The sequence below is a fragment of the Candidatus Alkanophaga liquidiphilum genome (assembly GCF_053996935.1).
Map to the genome: position 1 here is coordinate 1 of NZ_JBMXYC010000023.1, position 25,012 is coordinate 25,012.

26 protein-coding genes and 3 pseudogenes are annotated in these 25,012 nt (G+C 50.1%); 21 read left to right on the forward strand and 8 right to left on the reverse strand.

Annotation, left to right across the window (positions count from 1 at the left end; all coding sequences use genetic code 11):
* Both ACXJJA_RS02920 and ACXJJA_RS02925 read right to left on the reverse strand, forming a co-directional pair.
* Nucleotides 1–648, reverse strand: a pseudogene (locus ACXJJA_RS02920) (FMN-binding glutamate synthase family protein); the annotation flags it as partial.
* A 169-nt stretch (nt 649–817) separates the two neighbouring features.
* Nucleotides 818–1,747 carry a Coenzyme F420 hydrogenase/dehydrogenase, beta subunit C-terminal domain gene (locus ACXJJA_RS02925; protein ID WP_456486732.1) on the reverse strand — a complete coding sequence of 310 codons (930 nt, stop codon included), beginning with the start codon at nt 1,745–1,747 and terminating at the stop codon, nt 818–820.
* A 338-nt stretch (nt 1,748–2,085) separates the two neighbouring features.
* Here ACXJJA_RS02925 and ACXJJA_RS02930 point away from each other — a divergent pair, with 338 nt between their 5' ends.
* On the forward strand, nt 2,086–3,147 hold the full coding sequence (locus tag ACXJJA_RS02930; protein ID WP_456486733.1) for an RRXRR domain-containing protein: 1,062 nt from the start codon (nt 2,086–2,088) through the stop codon (nt 3,145–3,147).
* Between the two features lie 8 nt (nt 3,148–3,155).
* On the opposite strand, the pseudogene ACXJJA_RS02935 reads toward ACXJJA_RS02930, so the two are convergent.
* Nucleotides 3,156–3,496 (reverse strand): annotated as a pseudogene (locus ACXJJA_RS02935) (FMN-binding glutamate synthase family protein); the annotation flags it as partial.
* Between the two features lie 157 nt (nt 3,497–3,653).
* Nucleotides 3,654–3,785 carry a hypothetical protein gene (locus tag ACXJJA_RS02940; RefSeq protein WP_456486734.1) on the reverse strand — a complete coding sequence of 44 codons (132 nt, stop codon included), beginning with the start codon at nt 3,783–3,785 and terminating at the stop codon, nt 3,654–3,656.
* A 95-nt stretch (nt 3,786–3,880) separates the two neighbouring features.
* On the opposite strand from ACXJJA_RS02940, the gene ACXJJA_RS02945 reads away from it, so the two are divergent.
* The 3 genes from ACXJJA_RS02945 (at nt 3,881) to ACXJJA_RS02955 (ending at nt 5,244) form a co-directional block, all read left to right on the forward strand.
* Nucleotides 3,881–4,105: a hypothetical protein gene (locus ACXJJA_RS02945; protein WP_456486735.1), complete on the forward strand. Its 225-nt coding sequence runs from the start codon at nt 3,881–3,883 to the stop codon at nt 4,103–4,105.
* Between the two features lie 250 nt (nt 4,106–4,355).
* Nucleotides 4,356–4,616 carry a hypothetical protein gene (locus ACXJJA_RS02950; RefSeq protein ID WP_456486736.1) on the forward strand — a complete coding sequence of 87 codons (261 nt, stop codon included), beginning with the start codon at nt 4,356–4,358 and terminating at the stop codon, nt 4,614–4,616.
* A 289-nt stretch (nt 4,617–4,905) separates the two neighbouring features.
* On the forward strand, nt 4,906–5,244 hold the full coding sequence (locus ACXJJA_RS02955; protein WP_456486737.1) for a hypothetical protein: 339 nt from the start codon (nt 4,906–4,908) through the stop codon (nt 5,242–5,244).
* 42 nt (nt 5,245–5,286) lie between these two features.
* Here ACXJJA_RS02955 and ACXJJA_RS02960 read toward each other — a convergent pair whose 3' ends face one another.
* Nucleotides 5,287–6,339, reverse strand: coding sequence for a hypothetical protein (locus ACXJJA_RS02960; RefSeq protein ID WP_456486738.1), 1,053 nt, complete (start codon nt 6,337–6,339; stop codon nt 5,287–5,289).
* Between the two features lie 104 nt (nt 6,340–6,443).
* On the opposite strand from ACXJJA_RS02960, the gene ACXJJA_RS02965 reads away from it, so the two are divergent.
* A complete protein-coding gene (locus ACXJJA_RS02965; protein WP_456486739.1) occupies nt 6,444–7,781 on the forward strand; it encodes an RAD55 family ATPase in 1,338 nt (445 codons plus the stop codon).
* Here ACXJJA_RS02965 and ACXJJA_RS02970 read toward each other — a convergent pair.
* Entirely contained in the window at nt 7,765–8,184 is a 420-nt protein-coding gene (locus tag ACXJJA_RS02970; protein ID WP_456486740.1) for a hypothetical protein, read from the reverse strand. The two genes, ACXJJA_RS02965 and ACXJJA_RS02970, sit on opposite strands and share 17 nt — an antisense overlap.
* 123 nt (nt 8,185–8,307) lie before the next feature.
* On the opposite strand from ACXJJA_RS02970, the gene ACXJJA_RS02975 reads away from it, so the two are divergent.
* The 10 genes from ACXJJA_RS02975 (at nt 8,308) to ACXJJA_RS03020 (ending at nt 17,444) form a co-directional block, all read left to right on the forward strand.
* The gene (locus tag ACXJJA_RS02975; RefSeq protein ID WP_456486741.1) at nt 8,308–9,483 is read left to right on the forward strand and encodes a hypothetical protein; all 1,176 of its coding nucleotides are present in this window, start codon (nt 8,308–8,310) and stop codon (nt 9,481–9,483) included.
* A 10-nt stretch (nt 9,484–9,493) separates the two neighbouring features.
* A complete protein-coding gene (locus tag ACXJJA_RS02980) occupies nt 9,494–11,203 on the forward strand; it encodes an Ig-like domain-containing protein (RefSeq protein ID WP_456486742.1) in 1,710 nt (569 codons plus the stop codon).
* Between the two features lie 189 nt (nt 11,204–11,392).
* Nucleotides 11,393–11,983, forward strand: a complete 591-nt coding sequence (locus tag ACXJJA_RS02985; protein ID WP_456486743.1) for a flagellin — start codon at nt 11,393–11,395, stop codon at nt 11,981–11,983.
* Nucleotides 11,984–11,995: 12 nt separating this feature from the next.
* Nucleotides 11,996–12,727, forward strand: a complete 732-nt coding sequence (locus tag ACXJJA_RS02990) for a flagellin (RefSeq protein ID WP_456486744.1) — start codon at nt 11,996–11,998, stop codon at nt 12,725–12,727.
* Between the two features lie 10 nt (nt 12,728–12,737).
* The gene (locus ACXJJA_RS02995; RefSeq protein WP_456486745.1) at nt 12,738–13,295 is read left to right on the forward strand and encodes a flagellin; all 558 of its coding nucleotides are present in this window, start codon (nt 12,738–12,740) and stop codon (nt 13,293–13,295) included.
* 36 nt (nt 13,296–13,331) lie between these two features.
* Nucleotides 13,332–14,219: a hypothetical protein gene (locus tag ACXJJA_RS03000; RefSeq protein WP_456486746.1), complete on the forward strand. Its 888-nt coding sequence runs from the start codon at nt 13,332–13,334 to the stop codon at nt 14,217–14,219.
* Nucleotides 14,220–14,221: 2 nt separating this feature from the next.
* Nucleotides 14,222–14,695, forward strand: a complete 474-nt coding sequence (locus ACXJJA_RS03005; protein ID WP_456486747.1) for a hypothetical protein — start codon at nt 14,222–14,224, stop codon at nt 14,693–14,695.
* A 14-nt stretch (nt 14,696–14,709) separates the two neighbouring features.
* Nucleotides 14,710–15,216: a hypothetical protein gene (locus tag ACXJJA_RS03010; RefSeq protein WP_456486748.1), complete on the forward strand. Its 507-nt coding sequence runs from the start codon at nt 14,710–14,712 to the stop codon at nt 15,214–15,216.
* Nucleotides 15,216–15,971, forward strand: coding sequence for an archaellum protein ArlH (gene arlH, locus ACXJJA_RS03015; RefSeq protein ID WP_456486749.1), 756 nt, complete (start codon nt 15,216–15,218; stop codon nt 15,969–15,971). The genes ACXJJA_RS03010 and arlH overlap by 1 nt, the downstream gene beginning before the upstream one ends.
* Nucleotides 15,972–16,094: 123 nt before the next feature.
* Nucleotides 16,095–17,444: an acetate--CoA ligase family protein gene (locus tag ACXJJA_RS03020; protein ID WP_456486750.1), complete on the forward strand. Its 1,350-nt coding sequence runs from the start codon at nt 16,095–16,097 to the stop codon at nt 17,442–17,444.
* 21 nt (nt 17,445–17,465) lie between these two features.
* Here the strand turns inward: ACXJJA_RS03020 and ACXJJA_RS03025 are convergent, their stop codons facing one another.
* Nucleotides 17,466–18,641, reverse strand: a complete 1,176-nt coding sequence (locus ACXJJA_RS03025) for an acetylornithine transaminase (RefSeq protein ID WP_456486751.1) — start codon at nt 18,639–18,641, stop codon at nt 17,466–17,468.
* A gap of 128 nt (nt 18,642–18,769) precedes the next feature.
* A complete protein-coding gene (locus ACXJJA_RS03030) occupies nt 18,770–19,972 on the reverse strand; it encodes a 3-hydroxyacyl-CoA dehydrogenase (protein WP_456486752.1) in 1,203 nt (400 codons plus the stop codon).
* A gap of 552 nt (nt 19,973–20,524) precedes the next feature.
* Between ACXJJA_RS03030 and ACXJJA_RS03035 the strand changes: the two genes are divergently transcribed.
* The 6 genes and pseudogenes from ACXJJA_RS03035 to ACXJJA_RS03060 all read left to right on the forward strand — a co-directional run.
* Nucleotides 20,525–20,650 (forward strand): hypothetical protein, encoded by a 126-nt coding sequence (locus ACXJJA_RS03035; RefSeq protein WP_456486753.1) that lies wholly within the window; start codon nt 20,525–20,527, stop codon nt 20,648–20,650.
* Nucleotides 20,651–20,826: 176 nt separating this feature from the next.
* Nucleotides 20,827–21,531 (forward strand): annotated as a pseudogene (locus ACXJJA_RS03040) (4Fe-4S dicluster domain-containing protein).
* A gap of 17 nt (nt 21,532–21,548) precedes the next feature.
* Nucleotides 21,549–22,379, forward strand: coding sequence for an FAD/NAD(P)-binding protein (locus ACXJJA_RS03045; RefSeq protein ID WP_456486754.1), 831 nt, complete (start codon nt 21,549–21,551; stop codon nt 22,377–22,379).
* A 9-nt stretch (nt 22,380–22,388) separates the two neighbouring features.
* A complete protein-coding gene (locus ACXJJA_RS03050; protein WP_456486755.1) occupies nt 22,389–24,122 on the forward strand; it encodes a molybdopterin oxidoreductase family protein in 1,734 nt (577 codons plus the stop codon).
* Between the two features lies 1 nt (nt 24,123).
* The gene (locus ACXJJA_RS03055; RefSeq protein ID WP_456486756.1) at nt 24,124–24,408 is read left to right on the forward strand and encodes a 4Fe-4S dicluster domain-containing protein; all 285 of its coding nucleotides are present in this window, start codon (nt 24,124–24,126) and stop codon (nt 24,406–24,408) included.
* A 48-nt stretch (nt 24,409–24,456) separates the two neighbouring features.
* The coding region (locus ACXJJA_RS03060) for an NAD(P)/FAD-dependent oxidoreductase (RefSeq protein WP_456486757.1) at nt 24,457–25,012 on the forward strand (556 nt) is incomplete at its 3' end.

The window sequence follows — 25,012 nt, forward strand, 5'->3', positions numbered from 1 at the left end:
CTCTATTATATTCACTTCCAACTTGGACACCACATACTCATCCACACCGAACCTCTGGTCTTCTACATTTGTTTGCACCGCCACATCTCCGTATTTGCCGTCCCAGTATTCCTTGAAAAGTCTCACCCTCCGTTCCATCTCCGGCGATTTCGTCACTTTTCCGTTCGTGAATACCGATTCTTTGTCAACACCGCAAACGTTCTCCCCGATAATTATTATTACTCCTGAGAGCGCAGCACCGATAGCAAGAGCATCCCAGTTGTTTCTTGCAACATCCGTAGACCCGAATGCGCCAGTTGCCAGCGGTATTTTCAACGGAATGCCCCCTATCTTCGATTCTATATCCACGTTATGGAACAAAGCGACATCCGGCTCCGGCTCGATGCCTTCTGCGCCTCGCAACCGCGAAAGGATGTTGAAGTCGGACCAATCGAGTCCATAATTCTTGTTCGACGCCGCAGTGCTCCATCCAAACTGCTCTGGCTCCGGATACAATACCTCTCGTCCCCTGAACGCGCTCTTCCCGATTTCGCAGAGCACCGTGCACTCCTTCACGCATATCGGACACATCCCGCTCAGCGTATTCACGTCTCTCCTTCTCACGGACGTTCCCGTGGTGGACCTCGCATTCGCATATATGTCCGCCATTTCAATCACCTGTTTGCAACGTAAAAGAATACGGATTGGTTAAACACGCTGAACAAATCCCCATCTGGTCTAGCATCATGCCGTAATTCCTCATCTTCTTATTAAAAGCGAGCCTTTCTATCTTTTTTATCCCCGCATCATCCAGCTTCTTCGTTTCTATTGCCCTTTTTTAAACACTTACGAGCTCCTCTCCCGCGTTTGTCTTGATTATTAATGAAGTGCATCCATCTGGCGAACCAGACGAGCCTGCGGAAACATCCGCAAGCTGTGCGGTGAAATCCTCGCATATCCTGCATGTGTCCCGCATGCAAAGTTCCAGTTCTTTAGTCGGAATACTGTGCTCTTCGTCCTTTGTAACCACCACGAATTTACCCTTTGAAACGCAAAACCTCTCTACCTCTTTGATGTTTATTCCCCGTTCTGCGAGGAACGCCACCAAATCACGATGCCAGAAAGCCTCGGTGCAGAAAAGTCCGATTAAGACCTTCACTCTGTCAAGCTCCAGAGCAGGGTCATGCAACGCCTGAAGCCTTCTCACCGCCTCTATATTACAGCCCGTGCCGACCATAGCGATATTTTCATACCCGCGGTCTATCGCCTCCCATACACCAAGAACAGAAGGACAGGCAGTGTATTTTGAACCCACGCCGCGCAAAACTTCTTCCGGTGTAGTGGCGACGAAAGGCTCCGCTTTCCAATCTTCTGTCCGCACAGCGACAACCGCAGCATCTATAAATCCTCTTTCCAACGCCTCACAAAGCATTGCAGTTATAGCACCGCCGTCCTGCCCCGCCTCTCTTACGCCTTTCTCTCTTGCTCTCGCACTTATTATCTCTTTATAGTGTCCCAAGATTCGTCTCTCAGGACTGGATGCACGAGGGCTGAAATCACATACTTCCGTCCTCGGGCAATCCCCCTCACATAAACGGCAAGCTGCGAATGAGCGGGGACAAAAACTGAAACAAAAGCCTTTTGACGCCGTCCCACCGCCGCAGCCCTTGTCAAACAACACTTCTTCCTCCTTATACTTCTCGAAAGGTATGAACGCTGCACACGCACCACAGTAGCAGCACACTGGGAAGTTTCTAACGCTTGCCATTGACTTCCTTCCTCCTTTTTATCAATATTTCTCCTTGCCCTCCTTTTCATTTATATTAACTGCTGTATTTCCAATCAGGTATTAAGTGAAAATGGGCTTAAGTCAGCTGCTCCACCTAAAAGGGGTGGAGCTTGCCCGAATGCTAGGGCAACGAAGAGCTGACTAGGGGGCTCCGGAAGGAGCAGCCGCCCCGGGGGCTACAAGCACCTTGGAATGCATCAAACGCCCCAGTTCCAAGCACTGCTGGGCTTGGCAGGCTCGGTGTTGCCGTCGGGCAACTAAGCCGCCGGGGCAACCCCGAGGGGCACTAAACTCCTCATCGAGAGGAGGGTTATACCGTGCAAAACCCAAGAGTTCCTGTAGTAGGGAAGGAAGGGAAGCCGAGGATGCCGACGAAGGCATCAAGGGCGAGGAGGTGGATCAAGCAAGGAAAAGCGATACCAAAGTGGTCAAAACTGGGAATATTCTATGTCCAGCTCACCGTGGCTGCGGGGGATGAAGCGCAGGATGTAGTGCTGGGATTAGACCCGGGCTCAAGGTTTGATGGCGTTGCGGTAGTGTCCAAGAAAGAAGTGTTGCAAACAGGAATGCTTGAACTTCCAAAAGGCATAGCTAAAAAGATGGAACAAAGAAGGCGGCAGAGAAGATTCCGCAGATACAGGAAGTGCAGAAGGCGCCCCTGTAGGTTCAACAATCGCAAACGCAAGGGAGGATGGATTGCGCCTTCGCAGAAGGCAAAGGTTGATTTTCGACTGAAAGTGGTAGAAGAGTTAAGAAAAATTTACCCAATTAGCAAAGCAGTAGTGGAGGATGTCAGATTCGACCACTATCACAAGAGGGGGGGCAGGCACTTCTCCACCGTTGAAATAGGGAAGACCAAAGTGTATAACACGCTACGAGCTTGGTTTGGAGAGTTGGAACTCGTAGAAGGCATAGAAACAGCGAGGCTCAGAGAGAAATACAACGCCAAAAAAGCAAGAGATAAAAGAGAGCGCTCTATAAATTCACATGCCATAGATGCGTTGGTTATTGCGGCAAATGAGATAGGGTTAAAAAAACTAAAAGCGCCCTCATTCTTCGTCTGGAAACGGTATCAATATCCGAGAAGGCAACTCCATAAATTCCAGTTTGAGAAGGGAGGAAGAAGGAGGAGAGAAGGTGGAAGCATGAGCTTAGGTTTCAAGAAGGGAGACATCGTGTTATGGAAAGGCAAGTTAGCAAGGGTGGGTGGATATTTAGAATCCAAAGGAACAATTTCGCTGCATACTTTCGACGTGGACAACAAACGCTTTACGCAAAATGCAAAACCAGAGGATTGTATAAGGTTATTCAACCAGAGAATAATGTACACCGCAATTCCTCTCAGCTCTAAAGAGCTTCCTTGCGGCAGGAGGTTGTGAAAATGGGGCATCTTCACTTTCTTCTCCCACCCATATTCTGTCGTAGTATCAACATTCGAAAAGATAGCCTCGTCAGGACCCGCTTCGCCTTCCAAGCCTTTCGCTCCCCTTGCATAGCCCTGAATGCTCAAGTGAGAGTAGTCCACAGGATATTCCTTATCTGCTCCCGCAGTTATCTCCCCAAAGGGCGTGGATACAACACCTCCCTTCCTCTGAACGATGCCAACCAGACCTCACCTTTACAGCCGTCAATGCACCTTGTGCAAAGCCCGGACATCGGAACAACGTTCCTGGAACGATTGAACTTCCCTGTTGCATCATTAGCATTCGGTCTTCTCAGATTTCCCATCTTATTCACACCCTTAAACATTTCGCCCAACTCGTTCATATAAACGCTTCGTATATGTTCCAAATGACGACAAACGTCATAGCTTGGCAGTATATCTGAAGTCCCTTTTAAATAAGGATAAAACCACACACATCAGCACGCCGAGCATGAAGGGCGCTTACATCCATGTTGAGGCGAGTTCGTGGGTATATCTTGCGGTCAGGGGCAGCGTGCTCAGCCCGACGGGGGCGCAGCTCGTGCCGTGCTGCACACTCCCGAACCCCCAAAACTTCACGGTGGAAGCCTCCATCTTTAGACGAGGGAAGAGGCCACACTATCGCCAATCCTTAACAAAAGTTACATATGTAATTCCTTAAAAAGAAACTAATGGGTGGGAAGATGTCTATGAGGGAGAAGGAGAAAGCGGAAGAATTGATGACCAACGCTGATTTTGCGTTAGATCTGATGTTAGGAATAGAAAGACTAGCAAGAGACTTGACGAACAAATACAAAGATATGTTTCCAGAAGACCCTACCGAGAAAGCAAAAATATTTTGTTACTGCTTAATAGAGGGGGCATCAGCCAATATATCCAACAATGTAAAATCCCTTGCAAGAAATCTAAAATGACAAAAGGAGAAGAAGATTGAAACTGAGGAACACAGATTAATGAAGGAGGTAGTCGTAGGTGAATTAAGGAAATTAGGTTATTCTGATATATCCACAGAAGAAATTATCAAAAATGCCTATCCTACAATTTTTAAGCTCTCTATGGTTTAAAGAGCTATCAAGAGATTCAGAGTTGTTAAGAGTTCGAAAAATTCTGGGGGAGCCTGATAAACACGGCTCTAAATCGAGTAGACCTAAGGTTGATATAGTAGTGAAAGAAAATAACAGATATCTGGCTTTTTTTGAAATAGAGCGGCAATTTTATCCGAAATTTTTTCATTTCGAGAAAAAACTAAAAGGTTTAGAAGTTGCGGCTATAAAAAATGATGCTCGGTTAGTTTTCGTTGTAAAAAGTAATAGAAGAAGTTTTTACAAACTTGCAGGAATAATCCTAGATGCAATTTGGAAAGTAGATTTAGAAGAAAAGAGGATAGCAGAGAAGATCGGTTGGGATGGTAGAAAAGAAATGTGAGCGCTGAGGTCGCCTGAACCACCATAACTCGCCGCACAGGCTCCACGCCTTCTTCCACCTCAGCAATCCCAATGGCGGCTGTCGTTACGAGCATGCTCACTGATGTTACGATGATAGAAAACTGTGCGGCGATATGGCGTCGCTAAAAACAGCCACGCGTAACAAGCTCATAACTTTTTAAATTATTCGTCATATTTTTTGTAAACGTTATAAACTTTATTTGAAAGGGTTTGAAATAAATATTGAAGTCTCCGACATTGCTTTTTGAGAAACTTCCACAGTAAGAGGGATGGAGGAGTTGAGTTTCAGAGTGCGGCGGCGGCATCTTGACGTGCTGTTTGCGCTTGCATTCTCGTGCAGCTTCGGCGCACTCACGCTCACGCACTACTTGCTTGCAAATGGCTTTGTAGAGATGGGGCTGTTGGCAGGGCGTTTCTACATGTTCATAAGCTGGCTGTTCGCCGCACAATGGGCGTGCCTCTTTGCGATATACCTCGTGTTGAGAAGCGGGCGCTTCGTTCGTTCCGACGCCGACGCCGCCATCACGACGCTTTTCCCTATACTCCTTTTCTTCTTCTGCTTCGTAGATTTCTGGAACGACGTGCTTGTACTGCTTTTCTCATCCTAGTTCGGAGCAGAGATGCTTGTTCTAATTCCTCAAAAGCCCACCTCAGAAAAACTTTCTCATCCGCTCCGCGACATCTTCAGGCATCGTCTCTATTACCCACTCGTAGTGGAATCTTTCCATGAAGCCAGTATCGCTCGTGTAAAAGGCTCTGAATCTCGGTCTTGAGATGATTCTCGCATGTAACGAGTAATAATCTTCTTCACCGCCGTTGATGCTTCCGGAGAAGGTCGTGACGTTGAATGAGTTAACGCCGCTCTTCTTGTAGCAGCGCAGCACCCTAACGAGACATTCCGCAAAGTTCCTAATCTGCCGCTCGTTAAGGTTTGCGAGCGAGCTCACGCCCTTGAAAATCAGCATAACCTCGTTATTCCCGAGTGGCGCGAAGCTTGCGAGCGCCACGACGCCGTCGACACCGCTGCCAATTTCGCCTATAAACCTCTCACCGACGGCTTTCTCCTCCTCGACGAGCGCCGCCCAATAGTTTCTGCCAGCCCCCTCAAAGTATGTCCTACTGTTTTCCAGCAGCCTGCGCTGGAAGGGTGTCGGACGTTCTTCAACAAGCACTTGGACGTGCGGGTGTATGATGCTCGCCGCCGCCGACGGCAGGTGGTTCCAGTTCCAAATCGGGTATTTTGCGCTCCTGTCGTATTTATGGACGGCGTTTACGAACGCGATGCTCGCTTTCAGGTTGCTTTCTATGATTTTCACGGAGAACTCATGCAGGTCGAGGAAGTGGTCTTCTGAGAACGTGACGACGGCATGATATTTTCCGAAGGGGAAGAGGTTAGGGAACGCACAGCTACTACCGACGACAATACGCCCCTCATAGAAACCCGTGAACTTAGGAGTGGCGCTCTTAAGCCGCTCAGGGCAGAAAAAGCAGCCCTCTCTCGTCCGCTTTATCATCTCAGCTACTTCCTCTTCCGCCTCCTCAACCTGCTTCACCCTTTTCGAGCGAGCCACGTTTATCCGGCACTCCACGCCGGTAAAAGCATCTCTACGGTATTCTATTTCATGCTCATCGGCAGCAAATCCACGCAGCGGACTTAAAAACCTTGCTACTCTTACTAACTTTTCCTTTCCAGAACCTGTCATTTTCTCCCCTCTTTTATATAAGGGCAGAACTTAAGGATGTTTAAACGATGTATAAAAAATTGCGTTTTTCGGCAAACTTTATATAATACATCCTAAATTTTTCAATGAAGATGATCGTGCATGACGTATTAAGGGCTTTTGAGAAGATAAATGGATATACCATTTTGGTAAAGGGTAGTCCGGGAACTGGAAAGACGACGTTTGCTGTGACGTTACTTGAAGAAGTATGCTCAAAAGGTGGCGGGAAAGGGGTTTACATATCCACACGGGTGGACCCGGAAACACTCTACAAACAGTTTCCGAGAATAAGCGAGTTCGTGCCTGCGGGGAACATATTGGATGCCACACAGTCGGAGTTCGTTGAGGACAAATCAAAGCATTTGAGATACGAGGATTTTGCAAGTTTCTTGCGTGCAGTTTTCACAAAAGTTGAAGAGAAGGACGTTTCCATCCTGATCGTCGACAGTTGGGATGCCATACACTCGCAAATAGGCGGCGACGCAGAAAAGCTGAACGTCTCGATGCTTGATATCGCTCGGAAAACCGAGACCAACCTTGTGTTGATAAGCGAGAAGGAGGAAGAGGAGAAGCTCGACTACCTCGTAGACTGCATCCTGCTGTTCAAGCAGGAGCGAGAGGACGAGAGACTCGTGCGGCGTGTATTTATCCAGAAGATGCGGGGTATCCCGATAAAAGAGCAGATGAACTTGTTCACTTTACATGACGGACGGTTCACGCATGTCACTTCCAACATAGCGCTTGTGAGAGCAAAAAAGGAGAGAATACCTAACAAGGACGCGCTATTCTCCTCGGGCATAATGGCGCTCGATGACATCCTCGGAGGCGGCTACCCGAACGGCGGCTTCATACTGCTCGAAGTGGCGAAGGAAAGCGTGGGCTTAGAAAGCTATTGGCAAATAGTATTGCAGACCGTTGCCAACTTCCTACACAACGACATGGGCGTCCTTGTCATTCCTGAGGAGGGTTTAGATGCGGAGTTCATTAAAGAAAGCATCGCCAACTACGTCGAGGAAGCCAAGATACGCAATGTGAAAGTAATAAACGCTGATGCGGGCAGCGACAACCTGTCCGAATACTTCAACAGTTATATGGAAGAATATAATAAGCTTAAGGGCAAGGGTAAACACTGTCTGCACGTCATCGGACTCACGAAGATGAATTTCTTTGACGAAAATGACGTGCGCGTGCACCTTTCCGAGCTTATAGTGCGAAATCACCACAACGGAGACCTAATGATAGGATTAATGAGACCTTCGACGGTATTGAGCGGCGAAATAAAAGAAATGGCAAGCATCTATCTTAAAATGACACAGATAGATGGCGTCGTGTGTATGTATGGGATAAGACCAAGGACTTGCATATACGGACTTTCTCAGGAATTGGGGGAGTTTTTAGAGATAAAACTCACACCCATCGTTTGAGGTCCCTTATTTTAATGGAGTTATTCCTATTATTGGCATTATTGGCATTTTTAGACGATTCTCCCTGCTTTGCCGCCCTCCTTTCTATAAGGGTCTTTATGCGGTCTTTTTCGGTCTTGCCCTCTTCTATCTCTTTTATTTTATCAAGGAACTCGAAGAGCGCCTTTGTGTATGGCGAGTCCTCGTTTATTTTTATGACCCTTGAGCGTCCGACAGTCACTTCTTTTAAGATTCCCGCCTTCAGCAGGTCTGAGACGACCTTGCGGACCGTGACGTGGCTCTTCCCCAACGCTTTCGTCAAGCCCGTGATATTGTCGAAATAACTCCCACCATTATAGAATAGCAGGATGGTCTTCACATGCGTGGGGCTTCCGAACATCTGCTTGATAACTTTCACATCCATGATTGTCCGTAACTTAGGATGATTTAAATATCTTTCTCTAATATTCAAAAAAATGCAGCCCCATTTCTAATAAATTTTCAAACATAGAAAACTATTTTAATATAATCCTCACATTTTTGCGTGATGCCTCGTAAACTGATACTTATTCCATGCGCACTGATGCTTGTGGCTTTGCTCCAGCCTGCTTTCACATACACAGGCGGCGGCATCGGCGGCGTTGACGACGAATACGTGACGAGCCTCGTCATCACGCCGGCGAACGCCACCTTATTCGCTGGAAACGTGCAGCAGTTCACTGCATTCGCAACCGTGCTTGTCGAAAATGGCACCGAGACGAAGGACGTGACGCATAAGGTCAAATGGCGAGCCACCATCGGCGAGATTGATGAAAATGGCGTATTCCGGGCGCGTAAAGCTGGCGTCGGCGTCGTAAAGGCGATATATGGCACCATGTGTGACGAGGCGAGGGTCGTCGTGGAGCACGGTCCTGTCCACACCATTGAAATCACTGTGGAGAACAAAACTGTCATAAGTAGAGGGGGCGTGCGGAAAAATTCAAGGGTCTTTTTCGGGTTAAAAGCTTACGACCGCGAGGGGAACCCTTTCCTCGTGCCCGAAGCTTGTTGGGAATGCGATGACCCAGAAATCGGGCAGGTAAGCGAGGGGATTTTTACGTTTAACCAGTCTAACCCGCTCCTCTTCGACGTGGAGACTGGAGAGTTCAACAGGTCATATCTGAACGGCTCAATTCCGCCACCTGAGAACGTGACTGTCACGAGGGACGTGATGATTACGGCGTGGGTCGCCTCTGATAAAAAAGCCTCTGTCGTCCTAACGTTGCATGCGGGAAGCGGCGTCGGCGACGACTACGTGACCACGAACGCCACCGAAGACCCTGAAGAAACAGCGAGCGTGGATGTTGTCCCGAAAATAATGGCGATTCAGGTTATTGCCGCCAATAACTGGGATTTCGGCACCGTATATCCGGGGACGCCCACCGGCTGGTCGCCCGTCACTTTTAAAAACATAGGGACGTGCGACGTCATCGTCACGATAAAGCCCCCTGCTGCCGACAGCATTTTCAAATATTTGGAGTTTAAGGACGCCGCCGGCGACATTTATGACGTGAGCGCTTTCAGCATACTGCTTGAGACGCAGCCGATATATGACGAAATGGGCAGGATTATCGGATTCTCCTCTGAAGAGGTGACGGTGGACGTCAGGTTGAACTTGCCACCTTCTTACAACTATCCAGAAAGCGTGAAAGAGGCCATAACTTACGTGCTTTCAGCGGTTTAACGTGGTTAAAATGAGCGGTGCGGCTCTAACTGGCGTGCGCAAAGCATTTTTAATGCTATTACTGGTTGTAGGCGTGCTGCTACTCGTCACAGCGGTCCAGACTACGCAAGCTGCGAGCATAATAGTGCCCGAGGAGGTAAAATTTGAGAGGTGTTACGAAAATGCCGTGAGCCGCACTGTAGTGATTTCAAGCATGGATTACGCGGGTAGAGTGCGTGTGAGCGACTTCTGGGCGGAGTGCGGCGTGGCTGAAAGAAATCCGCTGTTGCATAACAAAAGCGCTGACGACGTTGGCATTTCCATAACCTACGATGAAGAATTTTACATCTCAGAAATGCAGACCTACAGCCTGACCGTGAGCGTCAGCGCTGCGTCTCCGGACATTTATCACGGCATGCTGCTCTTCGAGCCGCTGGACGCTGCCGGCGACATCATCATTGCAAGGGCGGTCTGGCTATTCGTAGACGCCCGTGCCGTCGTTCTTCAACAGCCGGAGTCCCCCACGAACAAAACGGACGTTGAAATCCAAGGACTCGCTCCTCGCAACACGTGCATCGAGATTTACGTGAATGCCGAGCTTGTGAACGTCGCCAGCTCCGACGAACATGGGAATCTCTCTGCGAAAGTGTCCCTTTGCGAAGGCACAAACGAGATATTCGCTAAAATTTCCGACGTGAACGTAACGTCAAACGTCGTTACCGTGAAGTGTGATACCACTCCGCCAGAGCCGCCGAAGCTCGACGAGCCGCCTTCACCGGTATATAAAGAAGAAATAGAAATCACGGGGACGGCAGAGCCATATACCACTGTGAAAATTTTCATTAACGGCAACGTAAGCGGCGAGGCTCTGGTAGTGGCTAGCGGGCGGTTCGAGCTGGAAGTCACGCTTGTCAGAGGCAACAACACGATAACGGCTATTGCGGTCGACGACGCTGACAATCCGAGCAACGAATCGGCGCCCGTCTTCGTCGAATACAAGGAACGACCGAAAATAAGGTTAAGCGCAAACCGCACGGTGCTGCCGGCGAACGCCACTGCCTTACTGACCGCAACGATTTATGAAGGCGACGCCGTCGCCGCCTTGAACATAAGTGTGAAGTTCGAAGTATCCGGAAATGCAACGCTCTCGGCATACGAGGTAAACGCAACTAACGGAAAAGCTACAACTGAAATGCGAGCTACCAACGCCGGTGGCGGAAGTGTCACCATCACAGCGTCCTCGCCGGAAATGCCAGAAATTGAAAAGGGTTCCATAACGGTTACTTTCACTCCAAGCGAGGAACATGTTGAACCAGAGACCCAGCCGTCCACAAACCAAACAGAGCCCCTCGAAAATACAATGTTCGCCGAAAACGCAACAGCGGCTGAAAACGCAACGAATGCCACCTCCAACGACGGCGAAGAGTCATCTTTCGCTGCATCCAATTTCGCAGCTTACAAGAAATCTTGGATTGCCGCACCTGCCGCCGTCATTGCTGTGGTTGCCGTTGTTATCTTTTTGTTAATGCGTCGGAATATTAAGGCTGAAAGCGAGACGGGAGGCGACATTAAATCAACATGGTCCGTTCTAAATGCCAATAGGAACAAGGACGGCACGTACACGCTTAAAGTCAGCAAGGACGGCAAAGAAACCACGATACGAATAAGCAAAGCCTCTTACAAAAAGCTGAAGAAACAAGGTGGCTTGGACATCGGGGGACATTTTTTAAAACTTTTGTAAAAAATTCTTCTTATTCGTTAAATAATTTGATTATTTTGAAATAAAATCTTCAATGAAGGGAAAATACTTTAGTATGATGGCGTAATTCATTGTCGTTAATTTGAAAGTGGGGGTGAGAACATCCGAAAGGATATAAGAAGTGGACGAAGGCGTAGGAAAGGCTTTACGGGGCTGGAAGCAGCGATCGTATTGACCGCGTTCGTGGTGGTTGCTGCGGTTTTCAGCTACGTCGTCCTTAACGCCGGCTTCTTCACCACCCAGAAGAGCAAAGAGGTCGTCCACACCGGCGTCGAACAAGCCACCTCCAGCATCGAGCTGACCGGTGATGTCGTGGGTTACGGCTGGACTTATAACAGCACTGCGGAACGCTACGAAAACACGCTCGGCACAAACCTGACTGTCGTCAAGTTCTACTTGGAACTAACCGCCGGGCAGAACCCTATGGACATGGACGGGCTTGTAGTCTCCTACACCGATAAAGACACGCACGTCGGCAATCTCACGTATAACGCAAGCGCCACAGGCACCAGCATGACAGGCAGCACTCTTGGGATGAAGATGAGCGAATGGCATTATTCCATCATAACAACGGCAGGATACGGCGACAACGATAATCTGCTCGAGCGGGGAGAGAAAGCCGAAATAACCGTTACGCTACCGGGCTATGGCGTCACGACGGATGAGCAGTTCATAATAGAGGTCAAACCCGCAAGCGGCGCAACAATCTCAATAACGAGGAGCGCACCGTCGTCTATAGACAAAGTGATGAACCTGCATTGAGGAGGTGGATGGATGAGAAAAAATATTTTTAACAACAAGAGGGGCTTTACGGGGCTGGAAGCCGCAATTGTATTGACCGCGTTCGTGGTGGTTGCTGCGGTTTTCAGCTACGTTGTGCTGAACGCCGGCTTCTTCACCACCCAGAAGAGCAAAGAGGTCGTCCACACCGGCGTCGAACAAGCCACCTCCAGCATCGAACTTGCTGGAACGGTCATTGGGCATGGCTGGGAGTATGGTGAGGTCGTCGGAAGCATCACGGGAACTACGAACGCCGTTGTCGGAACGTGGAACCGCAGTACCTACACGAATCCCGACAACTACACAACGTACTGGTCATACTACGCGTGGAACGATACGAACAAGACGCAGCTCGACTCCACGAACCTGACGGTGGTAGAGTTCTACATTCAGCTAACAGCCGGGCAAAATCCGATAGCGTTGAACAAGCTGACGATAGCATACACCGATAAGGAACTGCACGAGGGCAATCTCACGTATTGCGCTTATGGAAACGCCTCTAAAGGGAACATGACGATGGGCTGCTGGAATTACACGATAGTCCAAGGGGATTCTGATAACTTGCTGGAGGCAAACGAGCAGGCGAAAATCATAGTTTCGCTGCCGGACTACGGCGTCACTGCGAACAAAGAATTCACGATAGAAGTGAAGCCAGCATCTGGAGCGTCCATTGCGATAGTGAAAAGAGCGCCAGTCTCCATACACAAATCGGACCCGCTGTATTAGGGGGTGGAAAATGAGGGCGAAATTGAAATTTAAGAATAAGAAGGGCTTTACGGGGCTGGAAGCAGCGATCGTATTGACGGCGTTCGTCGTCGTCGCCGCCGTCTTCAGCTACGTCGTCCTCAACGCCGGCTTCTTCACCACCCAGAAATCTCAGGAGGTCGTGCATACCGGCGTGACGCAAGCCACGTCGTCCGTCGAGTTGCTCGGCGATGTTATCGCTTATGGGAACACTACCAGCGGTAAGGTTGTGAACATAACCTTCACGTTGGCATTGACAGCCGGGCATCATCCCGTGGATTTGACTCCCGGGAAAACCGTTATCTCCTACTACGACGCCGATAGATACGTGAACAACGCTACATGGACGCTCACGTTCGTCGGGGACCAGGAAACGGTGGACAACATTTTGGAGTTTGGAGAGAAGGCGGAGATAAGCGTGAATACGTCGGATTATACCTTGGAAAGAAACGAGCAGTTCACCATAGAAGTGAAGCCGCCAGAAGGTGCGACGCTGGCTATAACGCGAACGATACCACCAAGTGTTGACACTGTGATGAATCTGCACTAACTATTTTTCTTTTTATTTTTTACTTGGTGATGCGCTATGGGTGGTGAGATAAAAGTAACAAATCTTGGTCATTTGGAAGAAGAAATGAAGCTTCTAAAGGGGGAAATTAAGAAGATACTCATAGACATTCGGGAGATCATGAACAACTTAGAGAATCCTTTTAGAAATATGGAAGTGATAAAAGAGATGATAATGAGCGATGAACGAATAGAGGTATTGAAGAATGACATTCTTAAGAAGATAAAAGAAGGATACATAAAACCTGAGGTTGATTTGGACAGATTTAAGGAGGAGATATTAGAAAAAATTGAGGAGGAGGCGAAAGCGAGGCTGAAAGAAGTTGTTAAAGATGCTCAAGTGAAAGAAATTTCGCCGGAGGCACTGGAGGCGGTGAAGGAAGAGATTATTAACGAGCTAACAGAGAGTTTGGAAAAGTTCGTGGAGGAGAGGTTAAATGCTGCTATGGAGCAAGTGAGGGCCGATGTGTCGAGTGCCGAAGAGCTGAAAGAGGAGATTGAGAGGGCGAGGGAGCGTCTAAAAAAGGAAGTGGGCAGAGACCTAAGCCACGAAGAGGAGAGGGCGTCGCCTACGAGAGAAGAGCGTATGGCTATTTTGAGAGGTAGGGCGTTGGAGTCGGGGATTGACGTTCAGAAATTGACTGAGCTCATGCTCTGGACGGACAGAATGCTTTCAATTATAGGACGGGAGCAGCTGAGCCGCATCCTTGAAATCTACACGCTCACCGGGAACATGCCTGAGAGCGTCAAAGAGCTTATATTAAAGATTTCAGAACTTTCGGATAAGACTCCCAAGCGAGAGGTAAGCATGAGGGATTGCATACTTGCGGTCTACCATCTTAACAAGGTATTACGGGATGAAGGGCCTGACCCTTTGATATTATCGATGCTTGAGTGGGGGGAGTGAGGGTGTCGGAAAGTGTTATAACTGCGGCAATCCTCACTATCGCCTCCGTCATATGCGCCGTTGCTCTGATAAATGTTTTATATCCCTCGGTGGTGAGCGTTGGTGGCTCGTTCATAACAACTTCTTCTAAATTGAGCGATAAAATAAAAAGCGATATAGAGATAATAAGCGAGGGGAATACCACTGATGTTGTTTACGTATGGGTAAAAAACGTAGGGAAAACCGAAATTCCACAGGTTGATAATTCGGACTTGTTTTTTGGGCTCGTAGATGATTTTCAAAGAGTAACTTATGACGAAAGCCTCTCTACGTCGCCAAGCTGGAATTTTACCATTGAAAATGACGACGGCGACGGGCGTTGGGACGTGGGCGAGACCATAAAAATTACAATCAACCAAACGGCAACGCCTGGGGATTATTATGTCAAATTTGTGATTTACAACGGTGTTTCGGATGAAGATTTTTTCTCGATATGAGGTGATGCCGGGTAATGGGCTTCGGGGCTCTAATCGCAACGATAGTCGCCATGACGCTTCTGGTCTCTGCGATGTATGTATTTGTGGCAGGGGGGCATTTCATGAGTGAGACGTTGAACTGTGCGGTAAAGGAGATGCAATCGTTGAAAGGCGAGCAGATGCGGACGAAAATTGAAATATCAGATGTTAATATCTCAAGCAATACCGACATGAACGTCACTATTAACAACACAGGCGAGGAAAGGATTAGGGAATTTTCAAAAATGGACGTCATCGTCTCCTATTATTCGCAGCGAGGAAAGGAGGTGCGGTGGTTGCCATACACGCAGAGCACACCGCCGAAAAATGATACGTGGGCAGTTGTTAAAATACGTCCTGATGAAATGAACCCCGGAATCTTAGACCCCGCCGAGGCACTGAACATATGGATAAGATTAAGCTCACCGCTGGATACGAATAAGAGCGGCTGGCTCGTCGTTGCCACGCCGAACGGCGTTAAAACGTCTTCATACCTCGGGTGATGACGATGGGGATGGAGGGCTTTGACGAGGAAGAGCTTGAGGATGTGTATAAAAACAAGAAAGTGCTGTCCACCGGAAATTCGGAGATTGATAAGAAGATGGGTGGCGGCATCCCCGTAGGCTCGCTCACGCTCATAGAGGGTCCGAATGACAGTGGGAAGAGCGTGCTTTCACAGCAAATCATGTGGGGCGGACTCCAGCAGGGCTTCACTATGGCTTATTACACTACGGAAAACACGGTCAAGAGTTTGATAAAGCAAATGGAGAGCCTCTCCTTAGACATCTCCGACTACTTTATCCTTGGAAGAATCAAAATATTCCCGATTCACCTGAAGGGCATAGAACTGAGCTTTCCGCTCCTCGAATACTTGCTGAAAAGCATGAAGGTCTTGGAGGAGGAGGTCACGATAATAGACTCACTTACTGTGTTCTTAACGACTTTAGAGCACGCAGAGTCCTCAGAATCGGATATCATTAACTTCTTTGCAAGTTGCAAGAGTTTGTGCGACGAAGGCAAGACTATCTTAATAACGGCGCACGAATACGCGTTTTCAGAGGAGTTACTCGTTAGGATACGCTCGATTTGCGACGGACACATCCGCCTTAGAATAGAGGAGGTCGGGGCGCAGCTCATGAAGACGATGGAGGTTGCGAAGATGCGTGGCGCTGACAGGACCACCGGCAACATTATCAGCTTTGACGTAGAGCCGGGCTTCGGCTTGCGTATCATCCCGATTTCGCGGGCGAAGGCTTGATTCCCAGACAAGGAGCGTCGCCAGATTCGTGCGGGGGAGGGACGCAGACCGCTCGCCACGAGTCGGTATTAACTTAAAAACGGCGTTAGAAAGATTATGGAGGTTTTTTTGAAACCGCGCTCTGTGGCGCTTGTAGGAGTGCCGAGAAAAGAACGCCCCGGCGCATACGTCACGCTCCTAAATCTGCTGGAGAGCTTTGACGGCGACGTTTACCCCGTAAACCCGCACGCTTCGGAGATTTTAGGCGTGAAAGCGTATCGAAGCATTAAGGACGTGCCTGCGGACGTGGACCTCGCCGTCATCTCCACAAAGAGGGAGCTCGTGCCGCAGATGGTCGAAGAGTGTGTGGAAAAGGGCGTGCATGGCGTGATAATCGTGACGCAGGGCTTTGCGGAGGCTGATGCCGAGGGGCAGGCGTTGCAAGAGGAAATAGTCAGGACGGCGAAGGCGGGTGGTGTGCGTGTGCTCGGTCCAAACACTATGGGCGTGTTGAACGCCTTTAACGGCTTCTCGACGACGTTCGGGTCGCTGCATGGCGTTCCGCTGCAGGAGCGGCGGATGCCCGTCGCGATAGTTTCGCAGACCGGCTTTTTTGTCTTGGGTGTTGGCGAGCTGTTTCCGGGAAAGTTCGTGGATTTGGGAAACATGTGCGACGTAGACTTCGTAGACGCCTTAGAATATTTCGAGAAGGATGAAGAGACGGAGCTGATAATCCTGCATATGGAGGGACTGCATGGGAAAGATGGGCGGCGCTTCTTGGAGGCGGTAATGAGGGTGGCGAGGCGGAAGCCTATCCTTGTGCTGAAAACGGGACGTAGTGAGAAAGGTGCGGAGCTTGCGGCGTCGCACACCGGCGCAATGACGGGCAACTATCGTGTTTACACGGCGGCATTGCGGCAGGCAGGCGCTTTCGTCGTCAGCGACATTGACGAGCTTCAGGACTTCACAAAAGCGTTCCTGCGGCTGCCACCGCTGCGAGGCGCCGGGGTCGCAGTGATAACGTATGCAGGTGCTGCTGGCGTTATGGTTGCAGACGTCGTCGAGGAGTGCGGCTTGCGGCTTTCTGAGCTTTCCACAGAGACGATCGCCAGAATACAGCGGTGGATGCCTGCATGGATGCAAGTGCGGAATCCTGTGGACATCTGGGTGGGAGCGATGGCGCACGGTCCCTCAAAAGTCTATGAGGACGTCATACGAGCAGTGCTTTGCGACGAAGACGTTGCGGCGCTCCTCTGCATATATTTTGCGCCGATGACGGAGGGACATGCGAAAATTGACGTTTCTGACGTGATAAAAGAGGTGGCGGCTGAGTTTGAGAAGCCTGTGGTCGTATGGCTCTACGGGTATCCCTCCGCCGAATACGTGCGGAAGTTGGAGAGAGGAAGAAACGTGGCAGTCTTCCCTACGATACGGCGGGCGGTGCAGGCTCTCGCTTTTCTAAATGCCGTCTCGAGTAGGCTCGGCAGCCATTAACCCTCGTCAAAACGGCAGCCATTAACCTTCGTCAAAACCCTTCAAAATATCGGATAAAATCTTCACGACGCCGTCTATTTGTTTCTCGCTTATGACGAGGGGAGGGACGAGCCGAATGACCCGGTCGGCGGTGCAGTTCAATAAAACACCACGCTTCAACGCTTCATTCACGACATTCTCGCATTTCTCCTGCAGTTCCACGCCGAGCATGAGTCCTTTCCCCCGGATTTCTTTAACACTGTCGTAGTCACCGATTACCTCGGAAAGCCGTTGCATGAAGTAAGCTCCGAGCCTTTCCGAGCGTTCCACAAGCTGTTCCTCTTCGATGACGCCGAGCGTTGCGAGCGCCGCCGCACATGCCAGTGGATTTCCGCCGAACGTCGAGGCGTGCTCGCCGCGCTCGAAGCTGAAGTTCGAGAGCGTAGCGCCGATTGGAAAGCCCCCGCCGAGCGCTTTTGCAACAGCCATTATGTCAGGCTGCACTTTGAAATGCTCCTTGCAGAACCAGCGACCGGTGCGTCCGAAGCCGGTTTGCACCTCGTCGAGAATAAAAAGGGCGTCGTGCTTTTCGCAAATCTCTTTGACCTCCCTCAAGTATTCGAGCGGTGGGATTATCACGCCGGCTTCGCCTTGTATCGGTTCAAGGATGACGGCTGCCGTGTCCTCATCAATAGCTTTTCTGACGGCGTCTGCGTCGCCGTAACGCACGAACTTCACATTGTGGAGCAGCGGCTCGAAAACGTCACGCTTGACGTGGTGCGTGACGCTGAGCGCCCCGAAAGTCCGCCCGTGAAAGCTGTTCTGCGCCGCAATAAAACCTTTTTTCCCAGTAACCTTGCGTGCGAGCTTTAGAGCGGCTTCGACGCTCTCTGCTCCGGAATTACAGAAGAAAACCTTTTCGAATTTCGCGAGACGGCAGAGCTTTTCCGCAAGCTCGACCTGCGGCTCCGTGTAAAAGAGGTTAGAGAGGTGGATAAGGCGTTCCGCCTGCGCCTTTATTGCGGCGACGACCCTCGGGTGACAGTGCCCAACACTGTTCACCGCGATGCCGGCGACACAGTCCACGTATTCACGCCCGTCGGCGTCCTTGACAACGACGCCTCGCCCTTCGACGATGAGCACCGGCAGCCGTGAATATGTCTGCATGATGAACTGCCGCTCCTTCTCCATTACTTCTTGCCTCTGCAAGGCTTCCACCCAAGCATAAATGGGGCTGCTTGATTAAAGCACTGCCGTGTTTAGCGTAAAGCATGAGCAACTCACAACTTGTGCAGAAAATCGCAACTAACGAAAATAGTAATGTTTAAAAAAGTAAGAGAGGAGGGTTATTCGTAGAACTTCTTCCCGGCTCCTGCCATTTCTACCAACAGCGGGTCAGGCTCATACCAGTTCTGCCCATACCTCTCCTTCGCATCCTTCAGCGTCTCCACGACCTTGCCCACGCCGATCTCGTCGGCGAACTGGAAAATGCCCTTCGGGTAGCCGAGTCCGAGCTTCATCATAGTGTCGATGTCGTCCCTCGTGGAAACCTCCATCCGCAGGAGATAGGCGGCGACGTTGACCAGCGTCGAGATGAAACGAGTCGGGTCGTATTTCTCTTTAAGCTCCTCCGGAATCTCAACCCGCTTATACACGCCCGGGCCGGGGTATTCGTAGAAGCCCTTGCCGCTCTTCATGCCGTGCCAGCCCTTTTCGATGTATTCCTTAACTATCGGTGGGCCACGTACCACGGGACCCTCTACATATGCGGGGTGCGTCTTGCTCAGTTCCTCAACGATTTCGTCCATTTCCCTTCCTATGTCAATTCCCGTGAGGTCAGCGAGCTCGAAGGGTCCCATCGGGAAGCCCAGCTTGTAGCGGACGGCGGCGTCTATCTCCTTAGGCTCCGCCATGCCCCTTTGGAGGTCCCAGGCGCCCTCGTAGAGGAAACTAATTGCCATCCTGCTGGTGACGTAGCCCCAGACGTCCTTTTTGAGGACGATAGGCACCTTGCCGAGCTTCTTTGAGAGTTCCACGGTGGTCTTTAGGGTCTCCTCGCTCGTCTTCTCGCCGGGCATGATTTCGATGAGCTTCATGAGCTGTGCCGGGTTGAACCAGTGCATATCTATGACCTTGTCCGGTCTGTTCGTTGCGTCTCCCAGTATCGTGGCAGGGATGGTGCTGGTGTTGGATGCGAGGATTGTATGCTCTGGGGCGATTTCGTCCATTTCCTTGAAGACCTGCTTCTTAAGGTCTAAACTTTCGAAAACCGCCTCTATCACGTAGTCAGCGTCCTGAACAGCTTCTTTCAAATCTAAAGTCGGTTTTATCTTCCCCAGAACGGCTTCCTTCTGCTCTTCGGTGAGCTTGTTCTTTTTGACAAGCTTGCTCAGGCTTACTGTTATCAATTTCATCGCTCTGTCAAGGGCGTCCTTGCTGATGTCCATCAGAGCGACGTCATAACCCGTCATCGCCGCCACTTGCGCAATCCCGTGTCCCATCACGCCGGCGCCAATTTGGGCGATTTTTTTAATCTCTTCGACGCTCATGTTAAAACGTTGCATTCTAGCATATAAAACCTTCTTCGAAATGCAGCGGCCGGGGTCACGCCCACAGAGGTCGAGTGCGGAGATATATCAAGGGGCACGTTTCAAATCGGTAGGAGGTGAATAAAGGGTCCCTGCGGATGCCTAAGGATGTGCTGTAGAATTACCGAAGAACAGCCTTTTAACTTTTAAAGTTTTAAGCAAGGATTGTCAGCATGCTTTCGTAGGATGTCAGACACCACGCCCACGCCTTCGAGCTCAAATGTCAAGCTGCGGAACGGAGGAAGCCTTGGGGTATAGAGCGGGCGTGCTATTGAAGCTAAAAACATGCATCCGGCGAAATTCGAGGTCTTACCGCGTATGATAAACCGTGCGAAATGGAACACTATGGAGCAACGTTTTTTGCGGGCCGTGAGCGATTAAGAAGCGGCATCAAAGCTCAAAACCATGAGGGGAGCGTGCCACCTTGCCCACCATAACATACCGAGCTTTTCTTGATGCCCCCGATAAAAATAGAAAATTTTATATCGGGCTGGAATCGTGGCACTTACAGGAATGGCAGAGAGATGTGTTTTCGTCAGGGAAGAGAAGATGAAAGATGCGTTAAGAGCACTTATGCAGAAATACGTTGTCGTGTGTCCGATAGGCGGCGCTTACGGGTGCTCACTGAGGATATGTTAGACGAAGTAGGCATAGAAAGGCGAGCGGGTCCGCCGCCGAAGTTCTTGTTTTTGCCACCTAGGGAAAAGATGTTTGAATATTTTTTGCGTGGTGACGTTGAAATAAAAGTGTCTCTCGAGGAGTTGGAGGGTGTTTTGCTTTTAGGGTTGCGGGCGTGCGACCTGAAAGCCTTGGAGATGTTGGACAAAGTTCTCTTAGAAGAGCCTGCCGATGCATACTACAAAGCCAAAAGGGAGAACGTCACGATAATTTCGTTAGACTGCGCAGAGCCTTCAGATTCCTGCTTCTGCGTAGCTCTCGGTCTGAAACCTTATGCCGAAGGTGGCTTCGACCTGAACATGAGCAGAGTGGATGGCGGGTATTTACTGGAGGCGGGAAGTGAGCGTGGTAGGGAGCTGCTGACGCTCCTCGAAGAATTTACGGAGGACGCCTCAAGCTCGCAACTCGAAGAGCGGCAGAAGAAAAGAGAGGATGTGACCAAGAGGCTTGAGGAGAAATATGTAGTCAAGAGTGCGGCTAAGATAAAAGAGGACGTGAGTTTGCTGGAAGACGAGTATTTTGAGGGCTTAGCGGGGATGTGCGTGGAGTGTTTCGGCTGTATTTACTCATGCCCGACGTGCTATTGCTTCTACGTCTTCGAGGAGCCAGAAGATGAGACTTGGCGGAGAGTTCGCATTTGGGACCCCTGCCTCTCAGAAGCCTTCCAACGGGTGGCGGCGGGTGTGAATCCGAGGGCGGCGCTCGCCTAGAGGCTTAAGCAAAGGTTTTTCCATAAACTCGTGTATTTTGTGGAGAAATACAATGAGGCGGCGTGCGTGGGCTGCGGGCGTTGCGTAACGCCTGTTTGGCGAGGATTGACATTAGGGATGTTATGGGCATAATGAAGTAGGTGGTAAGCGTGGCGGTAGCGGCTGTTGGAGGTGGGAACCCTTACATACCAAAGCTCGCTGAAATACTGAAGGTTAAGGAAGAAAGTCCCGACGTGAAGACGTTCACGTTCAAATTGAAGAACGGCGAGTTTAATTTCAAAGCAGGACAGTTCGTCGAGGTTTCTGTGTTCGGCATGGGCGAGGCGCCATTCACGCTCTCCTCGTCGCCCTTCGACACCGAAAAGTTCGAAGTTAGCATTATGCGTGTCGGCAGCGTCACCGCCGCCATTCACCAGAAAAAAGAGGGCGACATCGTCGGCATAAGAGGGCCCTACGGCACGCATTTCCCGCTTGAGAAATGTGAGGGCAAGAACATCACGATTGTCGGTGGCGGGATAGGTATTGCTCCGCTCCGCTCCCTCATTTATGCTTTAATCCACGAGCGTGAGAAATACAACAACATAAAGGTGCTGTATGGTGCGAGAGAGCCAAGACTCATAGTTTACAAAGACCTGTGGGATGAGTTCAAGAAGCATGTGGAGGTATACCTAACAGTAGATTTCGCTGACGAAACTTGGAAGGGACATGTGGGTGTCGTGACTTCGCTTTTCGATGTCGTTAAGGTGGACCCAAAGGACAACATGGCGTTCGTCTGCGGTCCGCCGATAATGATAAAGTTCGTGACGCAGAAACTCCTCGAACTCGGTTTTGCGCCTGAAAATATCCACCTGTCGTTAGAAAGGATGATGAAATGCGGCATAGGCAAGTGCGGGCATTGTAACATCGGCAAGTATTATGTCTGTAGGGATGGCGCCGTCTTCACATACGACATGATAAAGGACATACCAAATCCGTTCTGAGGTGGAAGCATGCCCATCGAAAAGATAAAAACAGTATGTCCGATGTGCGCGCTCGGCTGCGGGCTGCTCTTGGTCAAAGAGCGGGAAGTTGTGGGGTTGGATTATTGGAAAGAACATCCGTTTAATGAGGGCGCCCTTTGTCCGCAGGGCAATCTCGTCCACGAGATAATTCACCATGAGCGCAGGCTCACAACGCCCTTAGTGCGTGAGGGCGACTCCTACAAAAAAGCTTCTTGGGGTGAAGCCCTTGGGATTGTAGCCAGTAGGATAAAAACGGCGACGAAGGAATTTGGTGGCGATGCCGTCGTTTTCCTCTCCTCAGGATTCTGCACGAACGAGGAGAATTATTTGATAATGAAGCTCGCCGCCGCCCTTCACGTCCGTGCAGCAACGCCGCCAAGTGCCGCCTCCGGGCTTAAAGATATATTTGGCTACGACGCTTCCATCACCCCGCTTACAGAGGTGAAGGACGCAGATCACCTATTCATCGTCGGTGAACCAATTGAACAGAACCCATTAGCTGCGAGATACATGCTTAAGGCAAAGTTTGACAGCAGCGCTTGGGTAACCGCCGTGGGCACGCGCCCCGGTAAGACAGCATGGTTCTCAAACTTATTCCTACAATGTAAGCCAGGGGGCGTCGCGGCACTGCTCCTTGGTATCATAAAAAGCATCGTGGAAAGCGAAGCCTACGACAAGGAGTTCGTGGAAAAACAGACTAAGGGCTTCGACGAGCTTAAAAGTCTTCTGGACGAGAAAAGTCCCCAAGAGATTTCAGAAATGGCGGGCGTAAGCCCGACGCTCATAGCGCAAGCGGCAAGCACGCTTGCGAAAGCATCTAAGCCGTGCATCATTTACACCACTGCTATCTTTGAGGAGAACGCAAGGGAAATCGTAAAGGCGTTGGCGGACCTCGTGTTGCTGCTGAACGCTACAAAGGTGGGGTTGTGCGTCGTGGAGGGCGTTCCGAACATCCAAGGCGCTAAGGACGTTCTTGAGGAGGAGTTCAACGGCAATGCGAAGGTCGTAGTTGCGTTAGGAGGCATGCCGCCGTATGTTAATTTGGACGGTGTGGAGTTCATAGCGACGACGCAGACGTTTTTGCGAGGCGATGAAAAAGCGGATGTCATACTGCCAGGAGCGTGCTTCGCCGAGAAGGAGGGGACGTTCACGAGCACTGATAGGTTCATTCAGAGGCTGCGGAAAGCTGTGGAGCCGCCGAGAGGCGCAAGAGCCGAGGCTGAAATTTTAGCAGAACTTGCAGCGAGGTTGGGTGTGGAGTTGGGGTTTGAGGGCTGGCCGGAAGTTGCGGCGGCAGTGAAAGCCTACGGAGGGATTGTTGAGGACGCACTTGAGGGCGGCGTTCGCTGGGGCGGCAAGCGCCTCTACGAAAGTGGTTTCGAGACCACCGACCGCTTTGCGAGGCTACTGCCGTTCGACGTGCGTTTCGAGCTACCGAGACCGGAGGGAAAGTTTTTGGTAATAACCGAGCGCCGAACGTTTAACCCTGAGTGGGCGCTCGTGGCGGAGCGTTTTTGGGAGGTAACAGGAAAACCGTGGCGTTGGATTGAAATAAATCCTGAAGATGCAGCTACGTTGGGGCTGAGTGATGGTGACGCCGCAAGACTCAAAACCGACGCTGAGGAGTTGGTGGCACCGGTGGTGGTCCGCCGAGAAATTCCGAAAAATATTTTATTCGCTTCAGATTACAAGACGTGCGTAGCCTCGTTGGAGAGGGTGTAACATGCCGGAGCTTTATTTTGATTTGGACCTCTGCATAGAGTGTCGGAGCTGCGAGGTAGCATGTGCAAGGCAGAATAGGGAGAAAAGAGTAAAAATAGAGGTTTACGAGACGTTTCCGCTAAATCTGGAGTGCAAGCACTGCGAGAAGAGCCCATGTGTGGAAGTTTGTCCGACAAATGCCCTTGAGAGAAGGGGTTCTGTGGTTTACAGGAACGAAATGCTGCGCGTTGGTTGCAAGTCCTGCATGATTGCATGCCCATTCGGAAACATAGAATTCAAAGGATAAAAACTAATGTAAAAAAACTGTTAGCAGTGTGGTAGGAGGTGGATCGTTATGAAACTCGTTGTTATTGGCTGCGGATTTGCAGGAATAGAGGTTGTTGAAGGCGTGAGAAAAGGGATGAAGGATGCCGAAATTACGATGATAGATCCCAGAGCGCGGATGCAGAATCAAAGCCTTTTTCCCGAGATCATCTCGGAAAAAGTCACTCCTGACGAGATAACTGGTGATTTATCATCATTTGCAAGGAAGCACGATGCGAAGTTCATCAACGAAGCCGCTCTTTCTGTGGATTTCAAGTCTAAAGTTGTGAAGACTGAGCGTGAAGAGGTACCATATGATTTTCTTGCTATCACGGTGGGCGCTGTACAGTCAGATGTCTGTATTCCTGGAGCAGAAGAACACTCATACTCGATAAATACACTTGAAGGGGCGCTGGAAGCAAAGGAAGCACTTGAAAGACTTGTAAGTTCTGGTAAAGACAGGATAGCGGTCGTAGGTGCTGGCCTGACGGGTGTCGAACTTGTCGGGGAACTTGTAGATAAATACGGTGGTAAACTGAAGATTACGCTCATCGAAGCGCTTTCTAAGGTTCTCCCCGCGTTCTCAG

Excerpts from the sequence above, each read along its gene's own strand:
- ACXJJA_RS02970 (WP_456486740.1), bottom strand. The coding sequence starts at position 8,184 with ATGGATGTGAAAGTTATCAAGCAGATGTTCGGAAGCCCCACGCATGTG.
- ACXJJA_RS03055 (WP_456486756.1), top strand. The coding sequence starts at position 24,124 with ATGCCGGAGCTTTATTTTGATTTGGACCTCTGCATAGAGTGTCGGAGC.
- ACXJJA_RS02925 (WP_456486732.1), bottom strand. The coding sequence starts at position 1,747 with ATGGCAAGCGTTAGAAACTTCCCAGTGTGCTGCTACTGTGGTGCGTGT.
- ACXJJA_RS03010 (WP_456486748.1), top strand. The coding sequence starts at position 14,710 with ATGGGCTTCGGGGCTCTAATCGCAACGATAGTCGCCATGACGCTTCTG.
- ACXJJA_RS02995 (WP_456486745.1), top strand. The coding sequence starts at position 12,738 with ATGAGGGCGAAATTGAAATTTAAGAATAAGAAGGGCTTTACGGGGCTG.
- ACXJJA_RS02965 (WP_456486739.1), top strand. The coding sequence starts at position 6,444 with ATGAAGATGATCGTGCATGACGTATTAAGGGCTTTTGAGAAGATAAAT.
- ACXJJA_RS03000 (WP_456486746.1), top strand. The coding sequence starts at position 13,332 with ATGGGTGGTGAGATAAAAGTAACAAATCTTGGTCATTTGGAAGAAGAA.
- ACXJJA_RS02955 (WP_456486737.1), top strand. The coding sequence starts at position 4,906 with ATGGAGGAGTTGAGTTTCAGAGTGCGGCGGCGGCATCTTGACGTGCTG.
- ACXJJA_RS03030 (WP_456486752.1), bottom strand. The coding sequence starts at position 19,972 with ATGAGCGTCGAAGAGATTAAAAAAATCGCCCAAATTGGCGCCGGCGTG.
- ACXJJA_RS03050 (WP_456486755.1), top strand. The coding sequence starts at position 22,389 with ATGCCCATCGAAAAGATAAAAACAGTATGTCCGATGTGCGCGCTCGGC.
- ACXJJA_RS02940 (WP_456486734.1), bottom strand. The coding sequence starts at position 3,785 with ATGGAGGCTTCCACCGTGAAGTTTTGGGGGTTCGGGAGTGTGCAGCAC.
- ACXJJA_RS02945 (WP_456486735.1), top strand. The coding sequence starts at position 3,881 with ATGAGGGAGAAGGAGAAAGCGGAAGAATTGATGACCAACGCTGATTTT.
- ACXJJA_RS02975 (WP_456486741.1), top strand. The coding sequence starts at position 8,308 with ATGCCTCGTAAACTGATACTTATTCCATGCGCACTGATGCTTGTGGCT.
- ACXJJA_RS02990 (WP_456486744.1), top strand. The coding sequence starts at position 11,996 with ATGAGAAAAAATATTTTTAACAACAAGAGGGGCTTTACGGGGCTGGAA.
- ACXJJA_RS02960 (WP_456486738.1), bottom strand. The coding sequence starts at position 6,339 with ATGACAGGTTCTGGAAAGGAAAAGTTAGTAAGAGTAGCAAGGTTTTTA.
- ACXJJA_RS02980 (WP_456486742.1), top strand. The coding sequence starts at position 9,494 with ATGAGCGGTGCGGCTCTAACTGGCGTGCGCAAAGCATTTTTAATGCTA.
- arlH (WP_456486749.1), top strand. The coding sequence starts at position 15,216 with ATGACGATGGGGATGGAGGGCTTTGACGAGGAAGAGCTTGAGGATGTG.
- ACXJJA_RS03035 (WP_456486753.1), top strand. The coding sequence starts at position 20,525 with ATGGCAGAGAGATGTGTTTTCGTCAGGGAAGAGAAGATGAAAGATGCG.